Here is a 23,098-nt window from a genome sequence, read left to right as displayed (position 1 = left end):
AAAAAGTGCGTATTTATGAATTTAAAAGATTTACTATAGATTCTGAAGTAATTGTACGCATTGCATTTTCATAACCTTCTACAATTTTGTTTCCATAAACCGAAGTAGGCAATTTTGGATATAGATTTCTATCCGAAGTTAAGGCATTATTTAAACTTTGGTTAAATGGCAAAAAACCAGCATACGGATGCGTTGCCCCCCATAGTGTAACCACTTTTACACCCAGCATTGCAGCAATATGCGCATTTCCGGAATCCATTGAAAGCATGATATCCAGATTACTTATCAATTGTAATTCCTGTTGAAATTTAATTTTCCCTGCTACGTTTATCACATTTTCAAATGGTTTTGAAAGTGAATCTAAAATCTCGATTTCCTTCTTTCCTCCTCCAAAAAGTAATATCGTCTGATCTTTATTTTCGGCTAATTTTGAAATTACTTCCTGCATTAAATCCAGCGGATAAACTTTAGAATCGTATTGGGCAAAAGGAGCAATTCCTATTAATTTTTGATAATTCTGTCCAATTAAATCTGTAATTTCAGCGCTTAAAATAGCTTTTTCGGGAAACTCAGGATTTGATAAATCTAAGGGAAAACCAAGTTCGTCAAATACTTTTGTGTGCCTTTCAAACATCGTTGGTAATTGTTTGAAAATTTTATTTTCGGCACGGGTCAATTCTTTTTTACCTTCTCTGCCTTTATCAACGGTTGCTCTTTTTTTTCCGCTTAAAGCGAAAAGCAAACTCACAACCTTAGATCTTAAAACATTATGAAGATCTGCAAAAGCGTCTATTTGAAGTTTTTTCAAGTCCCTGAATAATCTCAAAAGTCCCCGAAATCCTTTGTGTCTTTCTTTTTCATCAAAAACAAAAAACTCAAGATTTGGAATTCCATCAAAAAACGGTTTAAAAAATGGACGCGAAATTACAGTCAGTTTTACTGTTGGATATTGTTTTAAAAAAGCGCGTAAAACAGGAACCGTCATGGCGACATCTCCCATTGCGGATAGTCTCATGACGGCTATATGTTTAATTTGGGTGGACAAGTCTGCCAAATTATTTTTTATTTTGATATAAAACCGGATTTAAATCATCATCGTTGTACATTTTCATTTGCTTGTACACTTTCATGAATTTATCACCGTTTTCAATATCTGTCAATAATTCTTCAATTGCTGTAGATAAATCTGTTCTTTGCTCTAAAAGAATATTTAATTTTTCCTGACATTTATCTCTGTGTTCCTGCGTAGCTTCAGCACGTGTAGCCTCTTCGTGCATATGATAAATTTTTAAAGCCAAAATTGATAATCTGTCAAATGCCCATGCAGGGCTTTCAGAATTTATTTTAGCTCCGTCTTTAGCTTTTATATGACTGTATTTCTGCAAGAAGTAACTATCTATATATTCTACCATATCAGTTCTTTCCTGATTAGAAGCATCAATTTTTCTTTTTAAAGTTAAAGCTGCTACAGGATCAATTTGCGGGTCACGGATAATATCCTCATAATGCCATTGAACGGTATCAATCCAGTTTTTTAAATACAATAAATGCTCGAATTTATCCTTTGGGAAAGGATTGTTTATGGGTTGATCAACACTATCAAACTCATGATAATCTTTGATACTTTGTTCGAAAACTGAATATGCTAATTTTGAAAACATGTATTTATTTTTAGAGTTACAAAGATACTTTTTATACTTTTATAGTGAGGTAAAAAACCTTTAATTTTTCATTTCCAGTTATAAGCAATTGATAATTCTAAAAATTTATTATGAAAATCCATTATATCTCTGAAAATAATAGTGTGCTAAATCATTTCTTATCACAAATCAGAAATGTAAATATTCAGAACGATAGTATGCGTTTTCGGAGAAATATAGAACGAATTGGTGAAATTATGGCGTATGAGCTGAGCAAGGTTTTACCTTATAAAAATGTCGAAATTCAGACGCCGCTTGGTATAAAAAAAACAACTCAAATCGAAACTGATTTGGTTTTATGTCCCATTTTAAGGGCCGGATTACCGCTTCATAACGGTTTTTTAAATTATTTTGACCATGCCGAAAACAGCTTTGTTTCGGCAAGCAGGCATCACCCGAATAATGATGATGAGTTTGAAATTTTAGTTGAATATCAGGCAATTTCCAACCTAAACGGTAAAACAGTTTTACTTCTAGATCCAATGCTGGCAACTGGCCAGTCTATAGTCGCGGTTCATAAAAAATTAGTTGAGAATGCTATTCCAAAGGAAATTCATATTGCAGTTGTTATTGCTGCACCAGAAGGAGTTTCCTACCTTGAAAAAAATCTGCCGGAGAACTGTCATTTATGGATTGCTGCCCTGGACGGAAAATTAAACGAGAAAAATTATATTGTTCCTGGTCTTGGCGATGCCGGTGATCTTGCTTACGGAAACAAATTATAGCTGAGAGAAAAACGTAAACAAACTGCAGCAGATAAGGACATAGAATGTAATTTCCCTATTTAGTTTTTGCTGCATATATTCTACACTACTCGAAGCCATAATGGTCAACGGCGTAATACTAAACAACAATAAATCATTGCTTTTTTCTGGCGAAAGAATGAAAACAAATATCGCTATAAAAAAACAGGCAACCACTTTTTTGTATGAAGTATGGACAATCTGTGGTCTGTTTGACAAGGTTGATAGTATTGAAACCACAAAAAATAAAACTACTGCAACATAAATTGAGAATGCCCCATTTTCATAATTATTTTTAAAATAATCAATCCTTAAATCGATAAATGCCCTGTCCTGAATAAATTTCACAGCATCAAAATTGAAAATCAAGGATACTGTTAAAAATAATAAAGCAACAGCCAAAAGCGCAATAAAAGGCAAAACCCAATTTCTATAATCCCTCGAAACGTGAAAAATAATAGATATAAAAACCAAAATCATGAAAAGAATACACCAAAACTGAAATAATGTAGCCACTAAAATCCAAAAAGAAGCATCAAATATTTTTTCTTTTGAAGATTTTAAAGATTGTAAAGAAATTAATCTGCGAAGCGCCAGCAAAAGAAAAAAATTAGCATAAATGACGTTTGCGTTATTGAATATCGTTGGGAAAAATAATAGCAACAGTAAATAGAATAATATCGCATATCCGTTGTCTTTACTGAGCCCATTCTTTTTAACGATAAAATTTATCAGGAAAAAAGAAGCCAGCACAAAGCAGAATAAACTTATTTTTTGAAACACTAAAAAATAAGAAGTCATCCATGATGGTTCCTGAATTTGATACATAAAAAAGAAAACCAGTATTAAAATTACAACCAGGGAATAATTTAATGGTGTAGATTTTTTAAAAACACTTGTTATCATAAGGATATTTTATACTTTTGTGATTGTAAAGATACTACTTGTTTAAAATGAAAAACCGAACGAGTTGAAAAAAGATTCAATAAACCGAATTTTATCTTCAAAGCATTACACAACAATAAATAACATATAATTTTAAAAAATTATGACAGCTTTTTTTGAAGGAATACAATACTTATTCGTTAACATTTTGTTTGCTCCTCTTGACTTTTTACGTCGTTTGGAATTGATTACATGGTTTGGTGCAAACACTATTAACTGGATTTTTATGATCATCTGTGCATGTGCAATCGTTTATTGGATTAAACAATTACGTATTTTTGATGATGCTGGAACAGAAAACCAGGATACAACGGCTCATTCATTTTTAAAATAAAAACCAAACCCTTTAATTAAAAAGGGCTTGTCAATTTATTTTCAGATTAAATCGAAACCGATATCTTTTCTAAAATACATCTTATCAAAGCTTAGTTTATCTATGTTTTGGTAAGATTTTTTTATGGCCTCCTGGAAATTATTTCCGTAAGATGTTATTGCAATTACACGCCCTCCATTAGTAACGACATTTTCGTTATCTAATTTTGTTCCTGCATGAAAAACAATTGAATCTGTAATATTTTCTAAACCAGAAATTACTTTTCCTTTTTCAAAATCTTCAGGATAACCGCCAGATACTACCATTACAGTTGTAGCACTTCTTGGATCAACCTCTAAATTAAAGTCACCTAACTTTTGATCTGCAACAGACAGGAATAATTCTACTAAATCTGATTTTAATCTTGGCACTACAACTTCAGTTTCAGGATCTCCCATTCTTACGTTGTATTCAATAACGATAGGTTCACCTTTTACATTGATCAAACCGATAAATACAAATCCTTTGTATTCGATTCCGTCTTTTTGGAAACCTTCGATTGTTGGTTTTACAATACGGGTTTCAATTTTTTCCATTAAAACTGCATCTACGTAAGGAACCGGGGAAACTGCTCCCATTCCACCTGTGTTTAAACCGGTATCTCCTTCTCCAATTCTTTTGTAATCTTTTGCCGTTGGAAGAATTTTATAGCTTTTTCCGTCTGTTAAAACGAAACAGCTTAATTCGATTCCGTCCAAAAATTCTTCAATAACCACTTTTGAACTTGCTGTACCGAATTTTGCATGAACCAACATGTTTCTCAATTCAGTCTTAGCTTCTTCAAGGTCCTGAATAATCAAAACACCTTTTCCAGCTGCTAATCCGTCTGCTTTTAAAACGTAAGGGGGTTGTAAAGTTTCTAAGAATTTACATCCCTCTTCAACTGTTTCTGCAGTAAAACTATCGTAAGCTGCAGTCGGAATGTTGTGTTTCATCAGGAATTCTTTTGCGAATTCTTTACTTCCTTCTAACTGCGCACCTAATTTTGATGGTCCAATAACCGGAATATGTTTTAAACTTTCATCGTTTTTAAAATAATCGTAAATACCTTTTACCAATGGATCTTCTGGTCCTACGACTACTAAACTTATATTCTCTTTAAGGACTAAAGCTTTTACTGCTTCAAAATCTGTTGCAGATATTGCTACGTTTTCAGCAATTGCAGCAGTTCCTGCATTTCCAGGTACTACAAAAAGTTTTTCGCAAAGCGGACTCTGTGTCATTTTCCATGCAAATGCATGCTCTCTTCCGCCTGATCCCAATAATAAAATTGTCATGGTGTTGTTGTATTTAGTTGTGGTGCAAAAATAATTGCTTTTGAACGTAAAATATAATTAAATATCAAAAACTTGTTGATTCTTGGCTGTTAGTAGATAGTAAATATTATTTTTGATGAAAATAATCCTGAAAATGATTCGCCTTTTTGACATTTCACTTCAATTAAATGGTTTTCCAATAAAGGAAGCCAAAGCCGAACTGGATAAAATTGTTTGTTTTTCTGATGAAGAGTTTGCCGTTTTTCTTCAAAATAAAAAAAAAGAAATTGTTGATTTTCACCTCAAAAACAATTCTTTTTACAAAGACTTAGCCGGAAATACAACTGCTGAAAACTGGGAAAATCTTCCCATTCTAAACAAGCAAAACTTACAGAAACCCCTTGAAGAAAGACTTTCAAAAGGATATTCAAAAAAAAACATCTACCTCAACAAGACTTCCGGATCGAGCGGAACTCCGTTTTTTTTTTCCAAAGATAAATACTCGCATGCCTTAACCTGGGCTTCAAATATAATGCGGTTTGGCTGGTTTGGAATTGATTTTAACAAATCTTATCAGGCGCGTTTTTATGGAATTCCAATGGATATTATTGGATATCAAAAAGAACGTTTCAAGGATTTTTTAACACATCGTTTTCGTTTTCCTGTTTTTGATCTGTCTGATGAAATTCTGGAGAAATTCCTGAAAAAATTCAGAGCAAAAAAATTCGATTACCTCAACGGGTACACCAGTTCTATTGTTTTGTTTGCTAAATATTTAGAACGAAAAAATATTGTTTTAAAGGAAATTTGTCCAACGCTGAAAGCCTGTTTTGTTACTTCTGAAATGCTTTTTGAATCGGATAAAAAATTACTGGAAAAACAATTCGGCATTCCAATTATCAATGAATATGGCGCTTCTGAATTAGATTTAATCGCTTTTGAAAATCCGCAGGGTGAATGGCAGGTAAATTCAGAAACACTTTTTGTTGAAATTTTAGATGAAAACAACAAACCTGTTCCACATGGAACAGAAGGTAAGATTGTGATTACATCTTTATACAATAAAGCCAATCCGTTTATTCGATATGAAATTGGCGACATTGGAATTCTCGATGAAAAAAGCACCCCACAAAAACCAATTCTGAAAAAACTTGTTGGAAGAACCAATGACGTTGCCATTTTACCAAACGGTAAAAAATCGCCTGGTCTGACATTTTATTACGTAACCAAAAGCATTATTGAAGATGACGGAAACGTCAAAGAATTCATTATTAAACAAACCAAAATCGATACTTTTGAAGTTGAGTATGTTGCTGAAAAAGAATTAATTTCAGAACAAATCGACAAAATAAAACAAGCTATTGATTTATATTTAGAACCAAATCTAAACTTCACTTTCATCCGAAAAACTGTTTTAGAACGAACCAATCGTGGTAAACTAAAACAATTTAAATCTTTTTTATAATATAAATAAAATCTTACATTTGTTTTTTAATTAAAAAACTTATGAACGATCATTCTTTACTTTCGGAAGAAACAATTTCTAATAAAATATATTTTATTCGTGGACAAAAGGTATTACTGGATTTTGATCTTGCTCAACTATATGAAGTTGAAACGAAAAGATTAAACGAACAAGTAAAACGAAATATAGCACGTTTTCCTTCAGATTTTATGTTTCAACTTGCAGAAATTGAATTCGAAAACTTGATGTCGCAAATTGCGACATCAAGTTGGGGAGGAACAAGAAAATTGCCATTTGCATTTACAGAACATTGTGTTCTAATGCTCTCGAGTGTCTTAAAAAGTGACAAAGCAATACAAACTAATATTCAAATCATGAGGATTTTCACAAAAGTGAGGCAAATGCTTTTAGACACCACTGAAATTAAGGTTGATATTCTTCAGATTCAGAAGAAGTTAGAGAATCATGATAAAAATATAGAATTGGTATTTTCTTATTTGGATGAATTAACAGAGAAAAAAGAACACGAAACTGAAAGGGTAAAAATTGGATATAAAAAATAATTCTTCAAGGTTACAAATTGTGAATTTAAATCTTCTTTATATATTTTCGTTTTAGAATCAACTGTGTATATAGAAACCGAATCATAAGCAAGACAGCAAACACAAAATTATGTCCGTGAAATTCTTTATAAACTCCAAAATTGTGCTTGATCAATTTGAATTTTGAAGAAGAAACAGAGTTCTTTCTGATTCTGTAAAAAGCTAAAGATTCAGCAACTGGTTTTGCTATTTTAATCTGTTTCAAAATGGTCAGCCAAATTCTCCAATCCTGCCGTTTTTGTGATGTTTCCAGAATAATTTTGCCAAAATAATCTGCATCGTAAATTGCCGTTAAATTGCCAACATAATTGCAAAAAAATAATTGTTTATAAGTCAGCGGATTGGGTGATTCTACCCTTCTGTTCAAATCATTTCCTTCTTCGTCTATAGAATCATAAAAACTAAAAGTAAAATGCAAATTATTTGCTTTTAGAAACTGTATTTGCTTTTCTAATTTATCCGGAAACCATACATCATCAGCATCTAAATAAGCAATATATTTTCCGTTTGCTTTTTCTAAAGCGGCATTTCTCGCATAACCGTTTCCGCGATTTTCCGGTAATTTAAAAATTTTTATCCGGTTGTCTTTTAATGCAAATTCTTCAACTATCGCAATCGTATTATCTTTTGAATCGTCATCGGTCAGAATCATTTCCCAGTTTTGATAACTTTGATTTATTACGGACAGCAGGGTTTCCCGAATGTATTTTTCGGCATTATATGTGGGTGTTATGATAGAAACTAATTCACTCATCAATATGCTTTTTCATCACCTTTAATGATATGGTAAATTGTAGTTACAATAATTTTCAGATCTAACAGAATGGACCAGTTTTCAATATAAAAAATATCATATTTTACACGGTTTATAATATCATTATCGGTTTCAATTTCTCCACGAAATCCTTTTACCTGTGCCAAACCTGTAATACCCGGTTTTATAAAATGGCGTACCATAAACTTATCAACCTTAAGTATATACTCCTTATTATAGCTTACTATGTGCGGTCTTGGCCCGACTACAGACATTTCACCAATCAAAACATTAAAAAACTGAGGCAGCTCATCAATACTGGTTTTTCGAATAAACCGGCCAATTTTCGTAACTCTTGGATCGTTTTTAGAAACCTGATTTGAATAATCATTGTTACCCATTTTCATGGAACGGAACTTATAACAATCGAATTCTTTGTTATTAAGCCCATTGCGTTTTTGTCTGAGCAAAACTGGTCCTTTTGATTCGAGTTTTATTAAAATTCCTAAAATTGGCAACACCCACGAAAGAGCTCCAATGATGATGATGATTGAAAAAACAACATCAAAAGTTCGTTTCATTATCTTGTATAAATGCTCATCGAGTTTAATACTTCTAAGGGCAATTACAGGGATATAATCGTAATATTCTAAAATGAAATTTCTAAAAAATATCTGATTGTCGTCCGGAATAAATTTCAGTGTCTTCAGGTTACTGTCTGCAAAGTCTATAATTTCGTTTATTTGATCCTGAGTCAAACCAATAATTGAACAATACATTTCATCCATGTTTTTATTCAGGACAAATTCAAACATTTGTTCAATATGATCTGTTTTTACTTTTTCAAATTCAAAAACACGAATTAGTTCATATCCATAATCCGGATTCTCAGTAAAGAAATGTCGTAGAGGAGAAATACTTTCTTTGTTTCCTAAAAGAACAACCCGTCTATGATTTCCTCCATACACAACCCTATAGGTTTGCAGGAAGTAGTAGATTGAAAACTTTATGAATAAAATAAGAATAAAAATAAACCATAAATAAAACAACAGGGTTTTAAAACTGGTATGCTTTGCATAAAAGAAGGCAAGGGCAAAAACTACAAAACCAAATAAGCAGGCTTGCTTTAAGGCACAATTTAAAATCGTTATCACTTTAGTATAACGATATACTTCGTAAAAACCTAAATCAGAGGCAATACCAATCCAGCCAATATTTAGTACAGCTAAAAATAAAATTTGATCTACAGGAAAATGCGCAATATAAACCGCAAAAAAATTGATAATAATTAAATCAATCAAATAGGAGAACGGACGAATATAGCCTGAATATTTTCCTGTTTTTGTCCGCATTTATTTTATATAATTTGAAAAATCTTTATGTTCTTCTTTTAAAAGTTCTTCTTTTGAAAGCGATTTAAAATAATCATAAGTAATTTTCATTCCTTCGGCACGGCTTACTTTAGCTTCCCAGCCTAATAATTCTTTTGCTTTTGTAGTATCCGGCTGGCGCTGTAAAGGATCGTTTATGGGTAATGGATGGTAAACTACTTTTTGGTTTGTCCCAGTAAGTTTTATAATTTCTTCAGCAAAATCTTTGATGGTAATTTCATCCGGATTTCCAATGTTTACCGGATACACATAATCTGAATGCAATAATCTGTAAATTCCTTCTACCTGATCGTCAACATAACAGAAAGAACGTGTCTGCATTCCGTCCCCAAAAATAGTCAGATCTTCTCCACGAAGTGCCTGGCCAATAAAAGCCGGAATTACACGGCCATCATTTAAACGCATCCTTGGTCCGTAAGTATTAAAAATACGCACAATTCTGGTTTCTACACCATGAAAAGTATGGTAAGCCATTGTTATGGATTCCTGAAAACGTTTGGCTTCATCATAAACGCCGCGTGGTCCGATCGTGTTTACGTTGCCGTAATACTCTTCTGTTTGCGGATGGACTAAAGGATCCCCATATACCTCTGAAGTAGATGCTATTAAAATCCTTGCTTTTTTTACACGTGCCAAACCTAATAAATTGTGAGTTCCTAATGATCCTACTTTTAAGGTTTGAATTGGAATTTTCAAGTAATCAATTGGGCTTGCTGGTGAAGCAAAATGCAGAATATAATCTAATTCGCCAGGAATATGAACAAATTTCGTAATGTCATGATGATAAAATTCAAAGTGCTCTAGTTTGAACAAATGTTCAATATTTTTAAGATCTCCCGTAATCAGATTATCCATTCCAATAACATCGTAGCCTTCTTTGATAAATCTGTCGCATAAATGTGATCCTAAAAATCCCGCGGCACCCGTAATAAGTATTCTTTTCATATCAATTTTTTTCCTGCAGCAAATTTACTTTTTTCAATTTTATAAAATAAATTTAACTTTTATCTTTTTCTGTGCTGATTAAATTTGTTCCAAGCTGATTATTTAAATTTAAAATCTGTTCCAGAATTTTAATCGTGATTAAATACGTTGGCTTTACCCCTGTAGTTCCTAAACCACCTGAAGCCAGAGTACTTCCGGTTTCTAATGGGTTGTCAGAAGCATAATAAGCATATCTGACTTTAATATCCTGAGGTACACTTTTTCTAATTTTTGATGCCGACTGAATTGCCTTTTGATAATAAGATCCTTCCATTTCCAGGCCAATTACACCCCAGGTCGATTCGTGGAAAAATTTCAACAAATCCCTGTTTTGTAATGAAGTCCCTAAAACGGTTACCATGGCGCCTTCAAAAACGGCAATATCATTTCCTTCGAACATCGCTCCTGTTAATTCATTTTCGAAGAAATAATTATCTGCAGTTCCTTCATTAATATGCGCTGACGGAATCATAATATCTCCTTTCCCGCCTTCCAGAATTCCGGCTTTTCCCATTATTGAAACCGATTTTACATTGAGTAAAGTTTCTTTTTTATAAGGTTTTAAAAGCTCATCAATCGTTTCATAAGCCTGTTCACCAAAAGCATAATCCATTACAATTATAACCGGTTTTTCTTCTCCTACATTCGCATAAGTAAAGGCAGTTTTGCTCCAGTCTATTTTGGCAGTATCAAAAATCTGCACATCGATATTAGTCCCTGATGTGTCTGGCAAAGAAATCATTCCGTTTTTCAAGGCTAATTCTTCCACTAAACTTCTGATATCTTTGGCAGCAGATTTACTCAATTCTTCATAAATGAAGAAATCCGATTTGTCTTTAAATTTCGTTTTCAACAGCGGCGTTGCAAAGATTGAATTCATAACACTGTGCATGTTTGCACTAATAATATGAATTGGTCTTTTTAAAAGATTATTTGCTTTTAAAACTTCCTTGATGTTGGTCGCCCATATTTCACCATGGATATGATGTCCTAATCGTTCTCTTAAAACCGGACTAAAAGTGATGGTTCTTTTATTGTTGTCAATCATTTCTTCAATGGCTAATTTTCCAAGCCAGTAGATTACATGCAGAAAACGATCCGGTGCATTTTCAGAACCAAAAGCATCGTAAATATCCAAAACTTCTTCGAATGTCCTGGCTAAAATATTAGCTGCATGCGAAATTGCTTTTTCTTTTTCTATCTGAGATAATTTTTTGGTTTGAAGTATGGCTTGTTCCAGTTTAAGCCAGTCACGCGAAACTTCTCCTCCATCGTCAATTAAAACCCTGTTTTTGATTTTATGTGATTCGATAAAAATAAATGTCAAATGTGTCAGGATATCGTAAATGTCTGAACGGCCACGTGTGATTTCAACATTCATTTGTTCTTCGTCAATCCGGTAACAATTTCTTCTTCTTTTTGGAGGAACAATCGGCTGAAAATGTGATTTTGAATAACCTTCGTCTGAAGTTAAATTGATGAAACGGCATTGTTCTATTCCTATCGGAAGTCGTTCAATAACGTACAAAAGCCCGTTTAATTCGACTTTCTCCTCGGCTATATTTCCATAAATTTCAGGACGTAACGCCAATAATGATTCTCTTAAACTATCGCCTGAAACTCCCATTGGTTTGTAAAAACCACGATTGAATAAATGACGCATGGTGATGTACATTTTTTCAATCGCTGCAGATGATTCCTGAGCTCTTGATCTTGATATATGTTTGGTTTCTTTCATGTTTTTTATTTTAAAAATCTTCTTTTATTAAAGATGATTAGGTATTAATTAAGCGAAAGTTATGAATTATTGCTGTAATTTTGCTTAAATAGCATTTATCAAATTGTTAGAAAATTTAACGTAAAATTATTTCACTGTTTTAAATTATCAGCAATTTTCCTGTCATTTGATAACCTTGGAATTTTATTCTGTCCGCCTAATTTTCCCTGAGATTTCATGTATTCCTGAAAACCATTTTTTGAAACTTTGGTTACAACTACTTTCTGCAAAACATTTCCGGTAATTAGATCATCATAGTAAATATTTTGTTTTCGCATCGAATTGTCAATTGCTTCGGCGAAAGCCTCCATATTTTCAGGTTCTTTTTCAAATTCAATCAACCATTCGTGATACGGCAATCCGCTTGCTGGCGTGATTTGCGGAGCAACTGTAAATTCATTTATTACGATATTGGTTCCTGCAGTTGCTTCTTTCATTGCATTTTCGACTTCATTAGCAATTACATGCTCTCCAAAAGCCGAAATGTAATGTTTGATGCGTCCGGAAACGATAACACGATATGGTGCTAAAGAAGTAAACTGAATAGTATCACCAATATTATAGCCCCAAAGTCCTGCATTTGTAGAAACTATTAAAGCGTAATTTACGCCAGTCTCAACTTCGCCAATGGTATATCTTTTTGGGTTTTGGGTAAAAAATTCATCAGCTTTTATAAATTCGTAGAAAATACCTGAATTCAGCAACAAAAGCATTCCTTTTTCTTTTTGTGAATCCTGATAAGCAAAAAATCCTTCAGAAGCCGGAAATAACTCAATACTGTCTACTCTTTTGCCTATCATTTGCTCAAATTTGGCTCGATAAGGTTCATAATTAACGCCTCCGTAAATGAATAAATTAAAGTTTTTGAATATTTCGCTGATCTTTTTTCCACCGCTTTTTTCCTGTAATTTTTCAAAATACATCTGAACCCATGATGGAATACCTGAAATTACAGACATGTCTTCTTTAATCGTTTCATTAACAATGGCGTTGACTTTCGTCTCCCAGTCTTCAATGCAGTTCGTTTCCCATGAGGGCATTCTGTTTTTCTGTAAATATTTCGGAACAAAGTGCGCTACAATTCCGGAAAGTCGTCCAAAATTAATTCCATGTTTTTCAGTCAGGATAGGGCTACCCTGCAAAAAGATCATTTTTCCATCTACAAAATTCGCATTTCCGGTTTCGTTGATATAATGCAAAATCGCATTACGCGCCGCATTAATATGAGATGGCATTGATTCTTTGGTAAGCGGAATATATTTAGCTCCTGAAGTTGTTCCGGAAGTCTTGGCAAAATAAATGGGTTTACCTTTCCAGAGAATATTTTCCTGACCTGATTTTACTTTTTCTATATACGATTTTAAATCTTCATAATCCCGAATAGGGACATTCTTTTGAAAATCTGCAATTGTTTTTATTGCATCCAAATGATGGTCTTTTCCAAATTCTGTTGTTTTTGCGTTTTCAATCAGATCTTTAAAAACTTTCAGTTGAGTTTCAACTGGTTTATCAGACCAGGAAAGTGTTTTTTTGTATATTCTTCTAGCAAAAATTTTTGCTGCTATTGATTTAATTGACATTTTGTACGGCATTATTTCTTTTTGTTCGGTTTGTTACCACCTGACTCCTTCTCTATTCTGGCAACTTCTTCCCGGAGTTTGATTTCTTCTTCTGAAGCATTCATATTGGATTTAGGAATTTCCTCAGAATCAGCCAAAATGGAATCTTTATTGAATTTGGAATATTCTAATTCTCCCTTTAATACTTTTTGAATGGATTTGATATAGACCTCATTTTTCTTAAGTGAAGTGGTCAATGAATCTGATTTTATAGCCAGTTCCAAAGCATTCTTTTTTAACTCAGAAGAAGAATATCCCGGAATAAATTCACGCAAAGGTGTAAAAGCAATTATATAAGTAGTGATTAGTATTAAGAATATTCCGCCCAAAGAAAGAACAACAAAAACATTCATTAGATTAAGTTTAAACGAAAAAATTTCTTCGAATGTATCTTCATTCAAAATAACCAATCGGTTTTTGGTGAATAATTTTTTCCTTAAATTATGTTTTTTTCTTGGCATTACGGTTATTTATACTCGCAAATATAACAATTAATGGTTTTAATTACTGCTGAAGAAATTTGCATAAAACTATTTAAATTATTATTTTATAAAATATTTAACGCTGCTCAAAACAAATATTTTAGCCGAAAAACTATTGTTGTCCGTATATTTCTATACCTTTGCTCAAATATTAGAACAATTTGCTTCGGCATTAAATATACAATCATGGGAAGATTAGGTCTTACAGAAATCCTTGTTATAGTAGGTATTGTGTTGTTACTTTTTGGAGGTAAAAAAATTCCAGAATTAATGAAAGGCTTAGGAAGCGGTATTAAAGAATTTAAAAACGCTGCCAAAGACGATCAGTCTGCTGTTAAAAAACAAGAAGAAGAAGTTAAATAAGACGCTGCAAAGTGTTCTTTTTTTAGAATCCCAACTGAAACTACTATGGTTTTAGTTGGGATTTTTTGTGTTGAAATTTTAAAAATATGTACTGCCGTTCTTATATTTTGCAATTTTTAAAAGATTTCGTAACGATAAAAAATAGATATTATTACCTAGTAAGGTACAAATTAATCAAAATTTAAATAAAGGTATTGAGAATTTTATTAAATTTACCATAATTTTTTACTTATAAAACATTTTATTATGATTGATTTAACACGTAGAAATTTTATCAAAAATGTTGGATTTGTAGGCACTGCAACACTTTTTTGCGGAAGCTCTCTTTTATCTCAGACTCCTTTCCCTTTTTTTATTGACTCAGATAATGAAGACGAAAATATTTTATCATTTTTTTCAAAATCTAATTCTTCAGATGCTCTTCTAGCAGATGCTGCACTTTTAGAATGTTATAAAAAAGCAAGCGAGAATCTGAAAAAAACAGGATATAAGCCTTCAGGAACTTTTTGTTTCAGTTCTCCCGACAATCAATTAAAAATGTTTCCAATGCATCTGCAGGTAAATGGAGCAGGTAAATTAGACGATCTTTTATTATGTCTTGGTAAAAAATCAAACGGCGAATGGATTTTATTAAAATCATTGTCCGGATTTGATTTAGAAGCCATGAAAGTAGCTATGAAAGAATTAAAAGCAAAAAACAGTACGCTTGATTTAACAAACTATTTATTTCCTGCTCCTGTAAATCAGTTAAATCCATATGGTTTTGAAACCAAAAGTGGAAGTGTGTTTTTAAAAACACAACTTTGTTACGATCAGACTTCAACGAAAATTGTGGTAAAGGAAGGATCAAACATTGTATTTGAAAAAGAAGTAATATCCCAACATAGTCTTACTGTAAATTCTGTTTTGGTTTAATAAAATAATTCAAACTAATAGACATCTAAAATATCTCAACATGGCAGAACCATTTTTAGCTGAAACCCGAATTATGTCTTTTAATTTTGCTCCTAAAGGATGGGCAATGTGTAACGGCCAATTTTTACCTATAAACCAAAACCAGGCCTTATTTTCTTTATTAGGAACAACTTTTGGAGGTAATGGACAAACCTCTTTTGCATTACCTGATTTAAGAGGTAGAACTCCCATTCATTTTGGAAATAATTTTTGGCTTGGCCGGATAGGCGGTGAGCAATCACATACCCTCACAATAAGTGAATTACCAACACACAAACATACCCTAATCAGCACCAGTCAGGCGGTAGATACTAATATCCCTTCAAGTGGGGTTTCTGTATTAGGAAATACAGCTCCAAATCAGGTGTATAATTCATCAGGTCAGAACCTAACAGCTATGAATCCTGCTTCAGTTTCAAATATCGGGGGCAGTCAGGCGCATCTCAATATGCAACCTTATCTGGTATTGAATTTTTGTATTGCTTTACAGGGAATCTTTCCTTCTCAAAATTAATTTTAATTCTAAAAAAAACAATTATGGCACAACCTTACGTTGGTGAAATCAGAATGTTTGCAGGAAATTTTGCTCCTGCCGGATGGATGTTTTGTGAAGGACAGCTGCTTCCTATATCAGAAAATGAAACCTTATTTCAATTAATTGGAACTATTTATGGTGGTGATGGGCAATCAACTTTTGCTTTACCTGATTTACGTGGGCGTATTCCTATCCATCAGGGAAATGGTTTTATATTAGCAGAAACAGGCGGGACTGAATCAGTAACACTGACAACGCAGCAAATTCCGGCACATTCACATTCTTTGCTTGCAACGACAGACTTAGCCAATAGCGCCAGTCCAACAGATGCATATTTGAGCACAACTGCTACAGGTAATAAAATATATTCGACAGCAAGTCCTTCTGTTGCTTTACATCCACAGGAAATAGGCCCGATAGGCGGCAGTCAGCCTCATGACAATTTTCAACCCTATTTATGTATTGATTTTATCATTTCACTGTTTGGAATATTTCCATCGCAAACATAATTTTTTTTCTAATTCCCTTAGCTATTTAATCCAATAAATATATTCAACATGGCAGATCCATTTGTAAGCGAAATACGCATATTCTCATTCAATTTTGCACCTAGAGGCTGGGCATTTTGTAATGGGCAGATTTTACCTCTTAGTCAAAATACTGCTTTATTTTCTTTATTAGGTACAACATATGGCGGTAATGGAGCATCTAATTTTGCACTTCCGAATTTACAAGACAGAGCACCAATGCATCCCGGACAAGGTCCCGGATTATCATTGCATGATTTAGGAGAAATGGGAGGCAGTGAAACTGTAACTTTACTTGAGTCAGAAATACCTAATCATAGTCATACTCTATCTGTAGCAAGTTTAAACTCACAGTCCACAACTCCTGCAAACAATAGTTTAGGACGTGGCAATCCTGTCAGGGTATATACTTCAGGAAGTCCGGCAACAGCAATGGGAGGAAATTCAATTGCAACTGCAGGAGGCGACCAGCCACATAATAACATGATGCCCTATTTAACTATGAATTTCTGTATTGCACTTCAGGGAGTTTTTCCTCCGAGAGGTTAATTAAATATTTGATTTGGAGCTAAAGATAGATACTATTACTCTTCGCGATATTCAACAAGATGATTTACCCATTTTGTGTGAAATATACGGAAGTACCCGTACGGAGGAGCTCGAAAGAGGAACAAACTGGAACCAAGAGCAAAAAAGGTTTTTTATTGAACAGCAGTTTTTTGCCCAGCATGATTATTATCAAAAAAATTATACCGGTGCTAAATTCTATATAATTGAAAAGGAAAATAATATAGTCGGAAGACTTTATATTGATTTCTTTTTTGAAAAAAAAGGTGTCCGGATTATAGACATCACTTTATTGCCTGCCTGGCGAAAAAAAAATATTGGAGGTTCAATTTTAGAAGAAATACTAAAAAAAGCTGGAATTAAAAATAGGTGTGTGAGTATTCATGTAGAAAGTTTTAATCCTGCGATGAATCTATACAAAAGACTGGGATTCAAAAAAATCAGTGAAACAAATGGTGTTTATCATTTGATGGAATGGATTCCTGAACAAATTTGATTCAAAAACAAAACAGAATACATGGATATAGCTTTACTTACTTTTAACGATTTTGATACCTTACTTAATACTGTATTTACAATTCGTATTTCAAATGAAGTACAGCTTGACGCAGAATTGATTGAGCTGACAAAACTAGACAATTATTCGCCTTTAGAAAGAAATCCTTTTTCGATCGTTTTTCGTACAGCACAAAAAAATGAATATTATGAGCAGGGTATTTTTACCATTATACATCCTGAAAAAGGACATTTAGAATTATTTATGACTCCGTTAGGTTTTGATAGTATTGGAATGAAATACGAAGCTGTCTTTTCTTAATAATGCTAACTCATTAAATGAAAAAAAATGAAAAAAAACAAACTCTTAATTATTATAATGGTTTTGCTTATATTCCTTTCTTTAGGAATATCGTATGGTAACCTTATGAAAGAAAATTTTGTTACTGCATTAGTTAAACAGTTGACAAAACCGGAAAACATCACAATTAAAAAAGTTGTAAATAATCGAAATAATTCATTTGTAAGTAAAGACAAGACAAGTGTAAAATCTGCTGTTGCGGCAACTATTGGTGTTACAAATGCAGTTGTAGTGAATGGTGGAGGAAACGCTGCACCAGGTTCCCAGCTTGATTTTACAGTTACTATTACCAATAGCGGTACGGATGATGCTTTAGGAATGACTTTTCAGGATATTTTAGATGCTAATCTAACTCTGGTTCCCGGTTCCTTAAAAGTAACACCGATCGCAGTAAATGATGCATACAGCAGTATTGGAAATGTTGGGATTACTGTAAATGCTGCCGGAGGGGTTCTTTCAAATGATATTAGTCCTGATGGAACTGCTCTAACAGCAGCCATCTTAAGTAATCCTGTTAATGGTACAGTAGTTTTAAATTCTAATGGTTCTTTTACTTACATTTCTACATCAGGTTATTCAGGTACAGACAGCTTTACTTATACCATTACAAGCAGCAACGGAAAAACAAGTACAGCTACAGCAAACATTACAGTGTCTGCTCCTATCTTTTTTGTAAACAGTTCTGTAGCCACAACTGGTAATGGTACTTTAGGAAGTCCTTTTAAAACGGTACAGGAAGTTCCTGTTTCAACAACAGCTTCTATTTTTGTTTATACCGGTACAGGAAGCAGTGGTACCACATTAACATTATCAGACAATCAAAAATTAATTGGCCAGGGAGCAACCGCAAGCTTAGCATCAATATTAAGTATAACTGTACCTCCATATAGTAATCCTTTACCATCAACTGGCGGTACAAATCCAAATTTTGGGGTTTTGAATCTTAAACTAAACAATGATGTTGAAGGAATTACACTTTCCGGAGCAACAGCTTCTATGACCGGAACAAGCGTTGGTGCCTTAAAAGTAAGAGATGTCAGCATTACTGGAGGAACTGCAATTGCTGTAAACATTGGTGCCGGTGGTGCCCTGGATTGCATTTTCAAAAGTATTTCAGTGAATGGTGCTACAAAAGGAATATCTGTAGCCAATTCTACAGGAAGCTTTCAGGTAATCGGTACGGGAACAACTGCCGGATCAGGAGGAATTATCCAAAATATAGCTAACAGAGGGATCGAGTTTATTTCTTGTACAAACGTGACGCTGAAAAATATTAATTTTTTAAATGCTAATACTGGAGGAGCCTGCAGTACCCCGGCTGTTGATAACTCTAATTGCAATGCTGCAATTCATTTAAAAACGGTTACAGGGGCTACACTGGATAATATTTCAATTACAGGTACAAATAATTCAACAGGAATAAACATAAACAATGTAAATGGTTTTTCACTAGCAAACAGTACCTTGACAGGTTGCGGAAGTAATACTGGCAGTCCAGATGTGGGTGGAATCTTTGCTTTGAATCTTGGTGGAACGAGTTCTATAACCAATACAAATGTTAATGATTCCTGGGGCAGAGGCTTTTATGGCTACAATGGAATCCTGTCCACAAATCCTGCGCTAACTTTAACCGTTACCGGATGTCAGTTCAAAAATTCATTTAACAAAGCCAATGGTGACAGTAATTTTGTTTTCCAGGGCTACGGAACTTCCAATAATATTTTAACCTTAAAAGGAAATGATTTTTCAAACTCCAAAACATATGGTTTAACATTAAATTTTGGTGGTGCTTCCACAAATAATATTCAGGTTGGAGGAAATCTCTTAGCAGATGGAAATATTATAAATGCTGCGGTTTCTAGTCCTGGCAGTAATGGTTTGCAATTGCAGTCAACAGGAACATCTACTGTAAACTACAATGTAATTAACAATACCATAAAATCAAGCTTCAATGGAAGCTTTACCTGTAATATTGGTAATCAGGGTACCGGAACGATGAAAGGCCGAATCAACAATAATACTATTGAAGGAGGTGGAACATTATCTGTATCTAATGGTATTTCTGTTGCTGCTTATGGAAATGCCAAACATATTACAGAAATAGTAAATAATACGATTACTAACATAAGCAATTATGGTATTCTTTCTGAATCGAATGATAATATCGTATCAGGAAATGCACGTATGGATGCTACTATAAAAAACAACAATATTAGTCTGGTAACAAATGCCTACGCACATGTTGGAGTAATTGCTTTTGGAAATATTGCTTCAAGTACTTTGATAAGCGCAGCTAACATTGGTGGCAATACAACCAACAGTCCTGTAACCGGGCTGGCAGCGGGAACTTTTGATGTGCTTTCTTCAGGGGCAAACAGTCAGATAATTTTGCAAGGAACAACAGCTTTAATTAACGGATCTGGTGACAGAACTACAGCACTTACCAATTTCTGGAATGCTAATAATACCGGACCAAGAGCCGCTATAGATGAAGTAGGCGGAGGAACAATAGTATCAGGAACAGCTTTAGTTCCTGACAATCCATCTGCAGCCAAATTTGCTGCTCCGGTAATAGAGGAAAAATCAGGTCCTGTAACCGAAACGCCAAAGAACAGCGAAAATATTGCTACTACTCAAAAAAGTACTTCAAAAATGGCTGCGGGAGAAACAATTTCTGTAGGTCCATTCACTTTACCGGCAGGAAAAAACACTGTTATAACTTTTAGCGCTACTGTTAATGCAGCCAATACTTTACCTGCAAACACATGCGCCGTAACCAATCAGGCAACAGTAAGCGGATCTAATTTTTCAACTCTGAATTCAAATATTACAACTACATCAATTAAACCAGCAAATGCAACTTTTACAAACACTACAGAAAATATTCTATGTTTAGGAACTGCAACGGTGACTTTAAATGCTACATGTCCATTAGGTACTACTCCAACCTGGTATACTTCATTATCGGGTGGAACCAGTTTTGCGACCGGTGCATCTGTAACTGCTACTCCAACAGCAAATAATACTACTTATTGTGTAGCCTGTGAAGCAGCATATTGTTCAAGTGATATCCTTTTGGTAAAAACGGTTACGGGAACACCTTCAACCTCATCAACCCAAACAATTACAGCTTGTGACAGTTATTTATGGTCTGAAAACACTACTACTTATACAACTTCCGGAATCTACTCTAAAACGGTTGGGTGTGATACTAAAATCTTAGATTTAACAATAAATTACTCTTCCGCAATTAATACTGCTGTTACAGTAAATTCAGGTGTACTAACGGCTGCTCAGTCTGGGGCAACTTACCAATGGTATCAATGTCCAAATACTTTGCTTTCGGGTGAAACAAACCAGTCTTATACTGCTTTGGCAAATGGTGATTATAAAGTAGAGATAACTGTAGGACAATGTACAAAAACTTCAAATTGTACAACCATATCTAATCTGGCTACTGATGAATTCAAACCAAATGAATTTAAAATTTACCCCAATCCAAGCAAAGGAATCGTAAATATTATAACTCCTTATGAAGGAAATTATATTATAGTAGACGCCTTAGGAAAAACTATTAAATCTTTTGATTTACACGAAAATATAGTTAATATTTTAAATTTAGAAAACGTCTCTGACGGGACTTATTTTATTAAAAATATCAGTGATAGTAATATAAAAACCCAGAAACTGATCATTAAAAAATAAAAATATTTTACAACCTTCTCAAACCCAAAATCGGAATTATGGTTTTGGGTTTTTTATTTATATAAAAAATCTTACTTTTATGGTCCCTAAATTTATATAAATATGAAAAACCTATTTCTATTGGTGACTATTTTTCTATGTTATGAAAATTATTCACAAACAAAACCCTTCCCTGCCAATGTTGTTTTTAATAATGGCTTAATGGCAACATCAAAAAATAGTCAGGATGCCTACAATAATTACGATATCTGGAAAACCAATTTTACAGAAGCCTGCAGCAATGGCAGGTACAGAGTAAAATTTGATAATTCATGGGAAACCGTTTCTGAAGGAATTGGCTATGGAATGCTTTTAAGCGTTTATAAAGCGGATAAAAGCCTTTTCGACGGACTCTGGCTGTACTACAAAGATAATGTAAACAGCAACGGCGTTATGAACTGGAAAATTAACGGCTGCTCAGGAACCATAGGACAAAATGGGGCAACCGACGCCGAACTTGATGTAGCTTTTGCCCTGATTATTGCTGATTACCAATGGGGAAGCATTGGAACCATAAATTATAAAAATGATGCTAAGACTTTAATTGCTGCTATTAAAACTCACGAAGTTGAAGCCAATACCTTTGTTCTAAAACCAGGCGAAGCTTTTGGCGGAAGCCAGATTACAAACCCATCGTACTTTTCTCCGGCGTATTACAGGGCTTTTGGTGTTTTTACCAATGATACTTCCTTTTGGAATTCGGTTGCAGCTAAATCTTATACCATTATTAATAATAATTTAACGCAAAACAATGCTGTTGGCGGATTGGTTTCTGACTGGTGTGAAGCTTCAGGAAATTATTCTTCACAAGCAGGCTCTTATGCCAATCAGGGTAAATTGTATACTTACGATGCAGCCAGAACACCGTGGAGGATTGCTGTAGATTATGTATGGTACGGAAATGCTGATGCAAAATCTTATGCCAAAAAATCATCAGATTTTGTTCGCGTTAATCTTGGCGGTTCTTCCAATGTTAAAGACGGTTATAACCAAAACGGCGCCGCAACCGGACAATGGCACAACGCTACTTTTGTGGGTGCTTTTGCCTGTGCCGCAATGGCAGGAGAAAATCAGTCGCATTTAGATGCCTCTTATAATGATCTGAAAAACCTCAACGAGCCAAACAGTTATTTTAACCATACATTAAAAACACTATATTCGTTTTTGCTGACAGGTAATTTCTACCTTCCGCCAACTGCAACTTTATCTAATAATGATTTTGATATTGAAAAATCAGAAATTACGCTTTATCCAAATCCGAGTGCTGATAAATTTACAGTTTACGCTCCTGAAAATTCAACCGTTACCGTTTTTTCGCCTCAGGGAAATCTAATTTCAGAACAAAAAACATTATCTGAAAATACTGAAATTAATCTTGCCAATCAATCTTCCGGTTTATATCTTATAAAAATTACAAACGGTACTAAAAGTGTCACCAAAAAAGTGATTTTAAAATAAACT

At 33.8% G+C, this 23,098-nt stretch carries 23 protein-coding genes; 13 read left to right on the top strand and 10 right to left on the bottom strand.

Features of this window, described 5'->3' with window-relative positions; translation table 11 throughout:
• Nucleotides 1-13 precede the first annotated feature (13 nt).
• Both OZP09_RS12780 and OZP09_RS12775 read right to left on the bottom strand, forming a co-directional pair.
• The gene (locus OZP09_RS12780) at nucleotides 14-1,015 is read right to left on the bottom strand and encodes a glycosyltransferase family 9 protein (RefSeq protein ID WP_281309484.1); all 1,002 of its coding nucleotides are present in this window, start codon (nucleotides 1,013-1,015) and stop codon (nucleotides 14-16) included.
• A 40-nt stretch (nucleotides 1,016-1,055) separates the two neighbouring features.
• Complete coding sequence (locus OZP09_RS12775) at nucleotides 1,056-1,661, bottom strand: DUF4254 domain-containing protein (protein WP_281309483.1); 606 nt, start codon at nucleotides 1,659-1,661, stop codon at nucleotides 1,056-1,058.
• Nucleotides 1,662-1,771: 110 nt separating this feature from the next.
• Here OZP09_RS12775 and upp point away from each other — a divergent pair, with 110 nt between their 5' ends.
• Nucleotides 1,772-2,425 (top strand): uracil phosphoribosyltransferase, encoded by a 654-nt coding sequence (upp, locus tag OZP09_RS12770; RefSeq protein WP_281309482.1) that lies wholly within the window; start codon nucleotides 1,772-1,774, stop codon nucleotides 2,423-2,425.
• On the opposite strand, the gene OZP09_RS12765 is transcribed toward upp, so the two are convergent.
• Entirely contained in the window at nucleotides 2,420-3,349 is a 930-nt protein-coding gene (locus OZP09_RS12765) for a DUF6427 family protein (protein WP_269234106.1), read from the bottom strand. The two genes, upp and OZP09_RS12765, sit on opposite strands and share 6 nt — an antisense overlap.
• A gap of 142 nt (nucleotides 3,350-3,491) precedes the next feature.
• Between OZP09_RS12765 and OZP09_RS12760 the strand changes: the two genes are divergently transcribed.
• A complete protein-coding gene (locus OZP09_RS12760) occupies nucleotides 3,492-3,722 on the top strand; it encodes a DUF6341 family protein (protein WP_029271378.1) in 231 nt (76 codons plus the stop codon).
• Nucleotides 3,723-3,763: 41 nt separating this feature from the next.
• On the opposite strand, the gene purD is transcribed toward OZP09_RS12760, so the two are convergent.
• Nucleotides 3,764-5,038: a phosphoribosylamine--glycine ligase gene (gene purD, locus OZP09_RS12755; protein WP_281309481.1), complete on the bottom strand. Its 1,275-nt coding sequence runs from the start codon at nucleotides 5,036-5,038 to the stop codon at nucleotides 3,764-3,766.
• Nucleotides 5,039-5,171: 133 nt separating this feature from the next.
• On the opposite strand from purD, the gene OZP09_RS12750 reads away from it, so the two are divergent.
• Together OZP09_RS12750 and OZP09_RS12745 are read left to right on the top strand one after the other, a co-directional pair.
• Nucleotides 5,172-6,482, top strand: a complete 1,311-nt coding sequence (locus tag OZP09_RS12750) for a phenylacetate--CoA ligase family protein (RefSeq protein ID WP_281310762.1) — start codon at nucleotides 5,172-5,174, stop codon at nucleotides 6,480-6,482.
• 41 nt (nucleotides 6,483-6,523) lie between these two features.
• Complete coding sequence (locus OZP09_RS12745) at nucleotides 6,524-7,045, top strand: ORF6N domain-containing protein (RefSeq protein ID WP_269234105.1); 522 nt, start codon at nucleotides 6,524-6,526, stop codon at nucleotides 7,043-7,045.
• A gap of 25 nt (nucleotides 7,046-7,070) precedes the next feature.
• Here OZP09_RS12745 and OZP09_RS12740 read toward each other — a convergent pair whose 3' ends face one another.
• From OZP09_RS12740 to OZP09_RS12715, 6 genes are all read right to left on the bottom strand, one after another.
• Nucleotides 7,071-7,838, bottom strand: coding sequence for a glycosyltransferase family 2 protein (locus OZP09_RS12740; protein WP_269234104.1), 768 nt, complete (start codon nucleotides 7,836-7,838; stop codon nucleotides 7,071-7,073).
• Nucleotides 7,838-9,190, bottom strand: coding sequence for an exopolysaccharide biosynthesis polyprenyl glycosylphosphotransferase (locus OZP09_RS12735; protein WP_269234102.1), 1,353 nt, complete (start codon nucleotides 9,188-9,190; stop codon nucleotides 7,838-7,840). Before OZP09_RS12735 ends, OZP09_RS12740 begins: the two co-directional genes overlap by 1 nt.
• Nucleotides 9,191-10,174, bottom strand: coding sequence for a UDP-glucuronic acid decarboxylase family protein (locus tag OZP09_RS12730; protein WP_269234101.1), 984 nt, complete (start codon nucleotides 10,172-10,174; stop codon nucleotides 9,191-9,193). It abuts the gene before it with no gap.
• Nucleotides 10,175-10,226: 52 nt separating this feature from the next.
• Nucleotides 10,227-11,951, bottom strand: coding sequence for a DUF6909 family protein (locus tag OZP09_RS12725; RefSeq protein ID WP_269234100.1), 1,725 nt, complete (start codon nucleotides 11,949-11,951; stop codon nucleotides 10,227-10,229).
• Between the two features lie 131 nt (nucleotides 11,952-12,082).
• On the bottom strand, nucleotides 12,083-13,570 hold the full coding sequence (locus OZP09_RS12720; RefSeq protein ID WP_269234098.1) for a GH3 auxin-responsive promoter family protein: 1,488 nt from the start codon (nucleotides 13,568-13,570) through the stop codon (nucleotides 12,083-12,085).
• A gap of 11 nt (nucleotides 13,571-13,581) precedes the next feature.
• Entirely contained in the window at nucleotides 13,582-14,070 is a 489-nt protein-coding gene (locus tag OZP09_RS12715) for a peptidase (protein ID WP_281309480.1), read from the bottom strand.
• 207 nt (nucleotides 14,071-14,277) lie between these two features.
• On the opposite strand from OZP09_RS12715, the gene OZP09_RS12710 reads away from it, so the two are divergent.
• The 9 genes from OZP09_RS12710 (at nucleotide 14,278) to OZP09_RS12670 (ending at nucleotide 23,095) form a co-directional block, all read left to right on the top strand.
• A complete protein-coding gene (locus OZP09_RS12710) occupies nucleotides 14,278-14,454 on the top strand; it encodes a Sec-independent protein translocase subunit TatA/TatB (RefSeq protein ID WP_163396186.1) in 177 nt (58 codons plus the stop codon).
• Nucleotides 14,455-14,700: 246 nt separating this feature from the next.
• Nucleotides 14,701-15,369: a hypothetical protein gene (locus OZP09_RS12705; protein ID WP_269234096.1), complete on the top strand. Its 669-nt coding sequence runs from the start codon at nucleotides 14,701-14,703 to the stop codon at nucleotides 15,367-15,369.
• Between the two features lie 40 nt (nucleotides 15,370-15,409).
• Nucleotides 15,410-15,922, top strand: a complete 513-nt coding sequence (locus OZP09_RS12700) for a phage tail protein (protein WP_269234095.1) — start codon at nucleotides 15,410-15,412, stop codon at nucleotides 15,920-15,922.
• Between the two features lie 23 nt (nucleotides 15,923-15,945).
• Complete coding sequence (locus tag OZP09_RS12695; protein ID WP_269234094.1) at nucleotides 15,946-16,452, top strand: phage tail protein; 507 nt, start codon at nucleotides 15,946-15,948, stop codon at nucleotides 16,450-16,452.
• 48 nt (nucleotides 16,453-16,500) lie between these two features.
• On the top strand, nucleotides 16,501-17,019 hold the full coding sequence (locus OZP09_RS12690; protein WP_269234093.1) for a phage tail protein: 519 nt from the start codon (nucleotides 16,501-16,503) through the stop codon (nucleotides 17,017-17,019).
• Nucleotides 17,020-17,032: 13 nt separating this feature from the next.
• Complete coding sequence (locus tag OZP09_RS12685) at nucleotides 17,033-17,533, top strand: GNAT family N-acetyltransferase (protein WP_281309479.1); 501 nt, start codon at nucleotides 17,033-17,035, stop codon at nucleotides 17,531-17,533.
• A gap of 21 nt (nucleotides 17,534-17,554) precedes the next feature.
• Nucleotides 17,555-17,854, top strand: coding sequence for a DUF6916 family protein (locus tag OZP09_RS12680; RefSeq protein ID WP_269234090.1), 300 nt, complete (start codon nucleotides 17,555-17,557; stop codon nucleotides 17,852-17,854).
• A 27-nt stretch (nucleotides 17,855-17,881) separates the two neighbouring features.
• A complete protein-coding gene (locus OZP09_RS12675) occupies nucleotides 17,882-21,598 on the top strand; it encodes an Ig-like domain-containing protein (protein WP_281309478.1) in 3,717 nt (1,238 codons plus the stop codon).
• Nucleotides 21,599-21,700: 102 nt separating this feature from the next.
• Nucleotides 21,701-23,095, top strand: coding sequence for a glycosyl hydrolase family 8 (locus OZP09_RS12670; protein ID WP_269234084.1), 1,395 nt, complete (start codon nucleotides 21,701-21,703; stop codon nucleotides 23,093-23,095).
• Nucleotides 23,096-23,098 lie beyond the last annotated feature (3 nt).

The organism is Flavobacterium flavigenum, assembly GCF_027111255.2.
Lineage (GTDB): Bacteria > Bacteroidota > Bacteroidia > Flavobacteriales > Flavobacteriaceae > Flavobacterium > Flavobacterium flavigenum.
The sequence above is the reverse complement of the archived record's forward strand: the minus strand, read 5'-3'. Positions and strand labels throughout refer to the sequence as shown.

Excerpts from the sequence above, each read along its gene's own strand:
- OZP09_RS12780 (WP_281309484.1), bottom strand. The coding sequence starts at position 1,015 with ATGAGACTATCCGCAATGGGAGATGTCGCCATGACGGTTCCTGTTTTA.
- OZP09_RS12775 (WP_281309483.1), bottom strand. The coding sequence starts at position 1,661 with ATGTTTTCAAAATTAGCATATTCAGTTTTCGAACAAAGTATCAAAGAT.
- upp (WP_281309482.1), top strand. The coding sequence starts at position 1,772 with ATGAAAATCCATTATATCTCTGAAAATAATAGTGTGCTAAATCATTTC.
- OZP09_RS12765 (WP_269234106.1), bottom strand. The coding sequence starts at position 3,349 with ATGATAACAAGTGTTTTTAAAAAATCTACACCATTAAATTATTCCCTG.
- OZP09_RS12760 (WP_029271378.1), top strand. The coding sequence starts at position 3,492 with ATGACAGCTTTTTTTGAAGGAATACAATACTTATTCGTTAACATTTTG.
- purD (WP_281309481.1), bottom strand. The coding sequence starts at position 5,038 with ATGACAATTTTATTATTGGGATCAGGCGGAAGAGAGCATGCATTTGCA.
- OZP09_RS12750 (WP_281310762.1), top strand. The coding sequence starts at position 5,172 with ATGATTCGCCTTTTTGACATTTCACTTCAATTAAATGGTTTTCCAATA.
- OZP09_RS12745 (WP_269234105.1), top strand. The coding sequence starts at position 6,524 with ATGAACGATCATTCTTTACTTTCGGAAGAAACAATTTCTAATAAAATA.
- OZP09_RS12740 (WP_269234104.1), bottom strand. The coding sequence starts at position 7,838 with ATGAGTGAATTAGTTTCTATCATAACACCCACATATAATGCCGAAAAA.
- OZP09_RS12735 (WP_269234102.1), bottom strand. The coding sequence starts at position 9,190 with ATGCGGACAAAAACAGGAAAATATTCAGGCTATATTCGTCCGTTCTCC.
- OZP09_RS12730 (WP_269234101.1), bottom strand. The coding sequence starts at position 10,174 with ATGAAAAGAATACTTATTACGGGTGCCGCGGGATTTTTAGGATCACAT.
- OZP09_RS12725 (WP_269234100.1), bottom strand. The coding sequence starts at position 11,951 with ATGAAAGAAACCAAACATATATCAAGATCAAGAGCTCAGGAATCATCT.
- OZP09_RS12720 (WP_269234098.1), bottom strand. The coding sequence starts at position 13,570 with ATGTCAATTAAATCAATAGCAGCAAAAATTTTTGCTAGAAGAATATAC.
- OZP09_RS12715 (WP_281309480.1), bottom strand. The coding sequence starts at position 14,070 with ATGCCAAGAAAAAAACATAATTTAAGGAAAAAATTATTCACCAAAAAC.
- OZP09_RS12710 (WP_163396186.1), top strand. The coding sequence starts at position 14,278 with ATGGGAAGATTAGGTCTTACAGAAATCCTTGTTATAGTAGGTATTGTG.
- OZP09_RS12705 (WP_269234096.1), top strand. The coding sequence starts at position 14,701 with ATGATTGATTTAACACGTAGAAATTTTATCAAAAATGTTGGATTTGTA.
- OZP09_RS12700 (WP_269234095.1), top strand. The coding sequence starts at position 15,410 with ATGGCAGAACCATTTTTAGCTGAAACCCGAATTATGTCTTTTAATTTT.
- OZP09_RS12695 (WP_269234094.1), top strand. The coding sequence starts at position 15,946 with ATGGCACAACCTTACGTTGGTGAAATCAGAATGTTTGCAGGAAATTTT.
- OZP09_RS12690 (WP_269234093.1), top strand. The coding sequence starts at position 16,501 with ATGGCAGATCCATTTGTAAGCGAAATACGCATATTCTCATTCAATTTT.
- OZP09_RS12680 (WP_269234090.1), top strand. The coding sequence starts at position 17,555 with ATGGATATAGCTTTACTTACTTTTAACGATTTTGATACCTTACTTAAT.
- OZP09_RS12675 (WP_281309478.1), top strand. The coding sequence starts at position 17,882 with ATGAAAAAAAACAAACTCTTAATTATTATAATGGTTTTGCTTATATTC.
- OZP09_RS12670 (WP_269234084.1), top strand. The coding sequence starts at position 21,701 with ATGAAAAACCTATTTCTATTGGTGACTATTTTTCTATGTTATGAAAAT.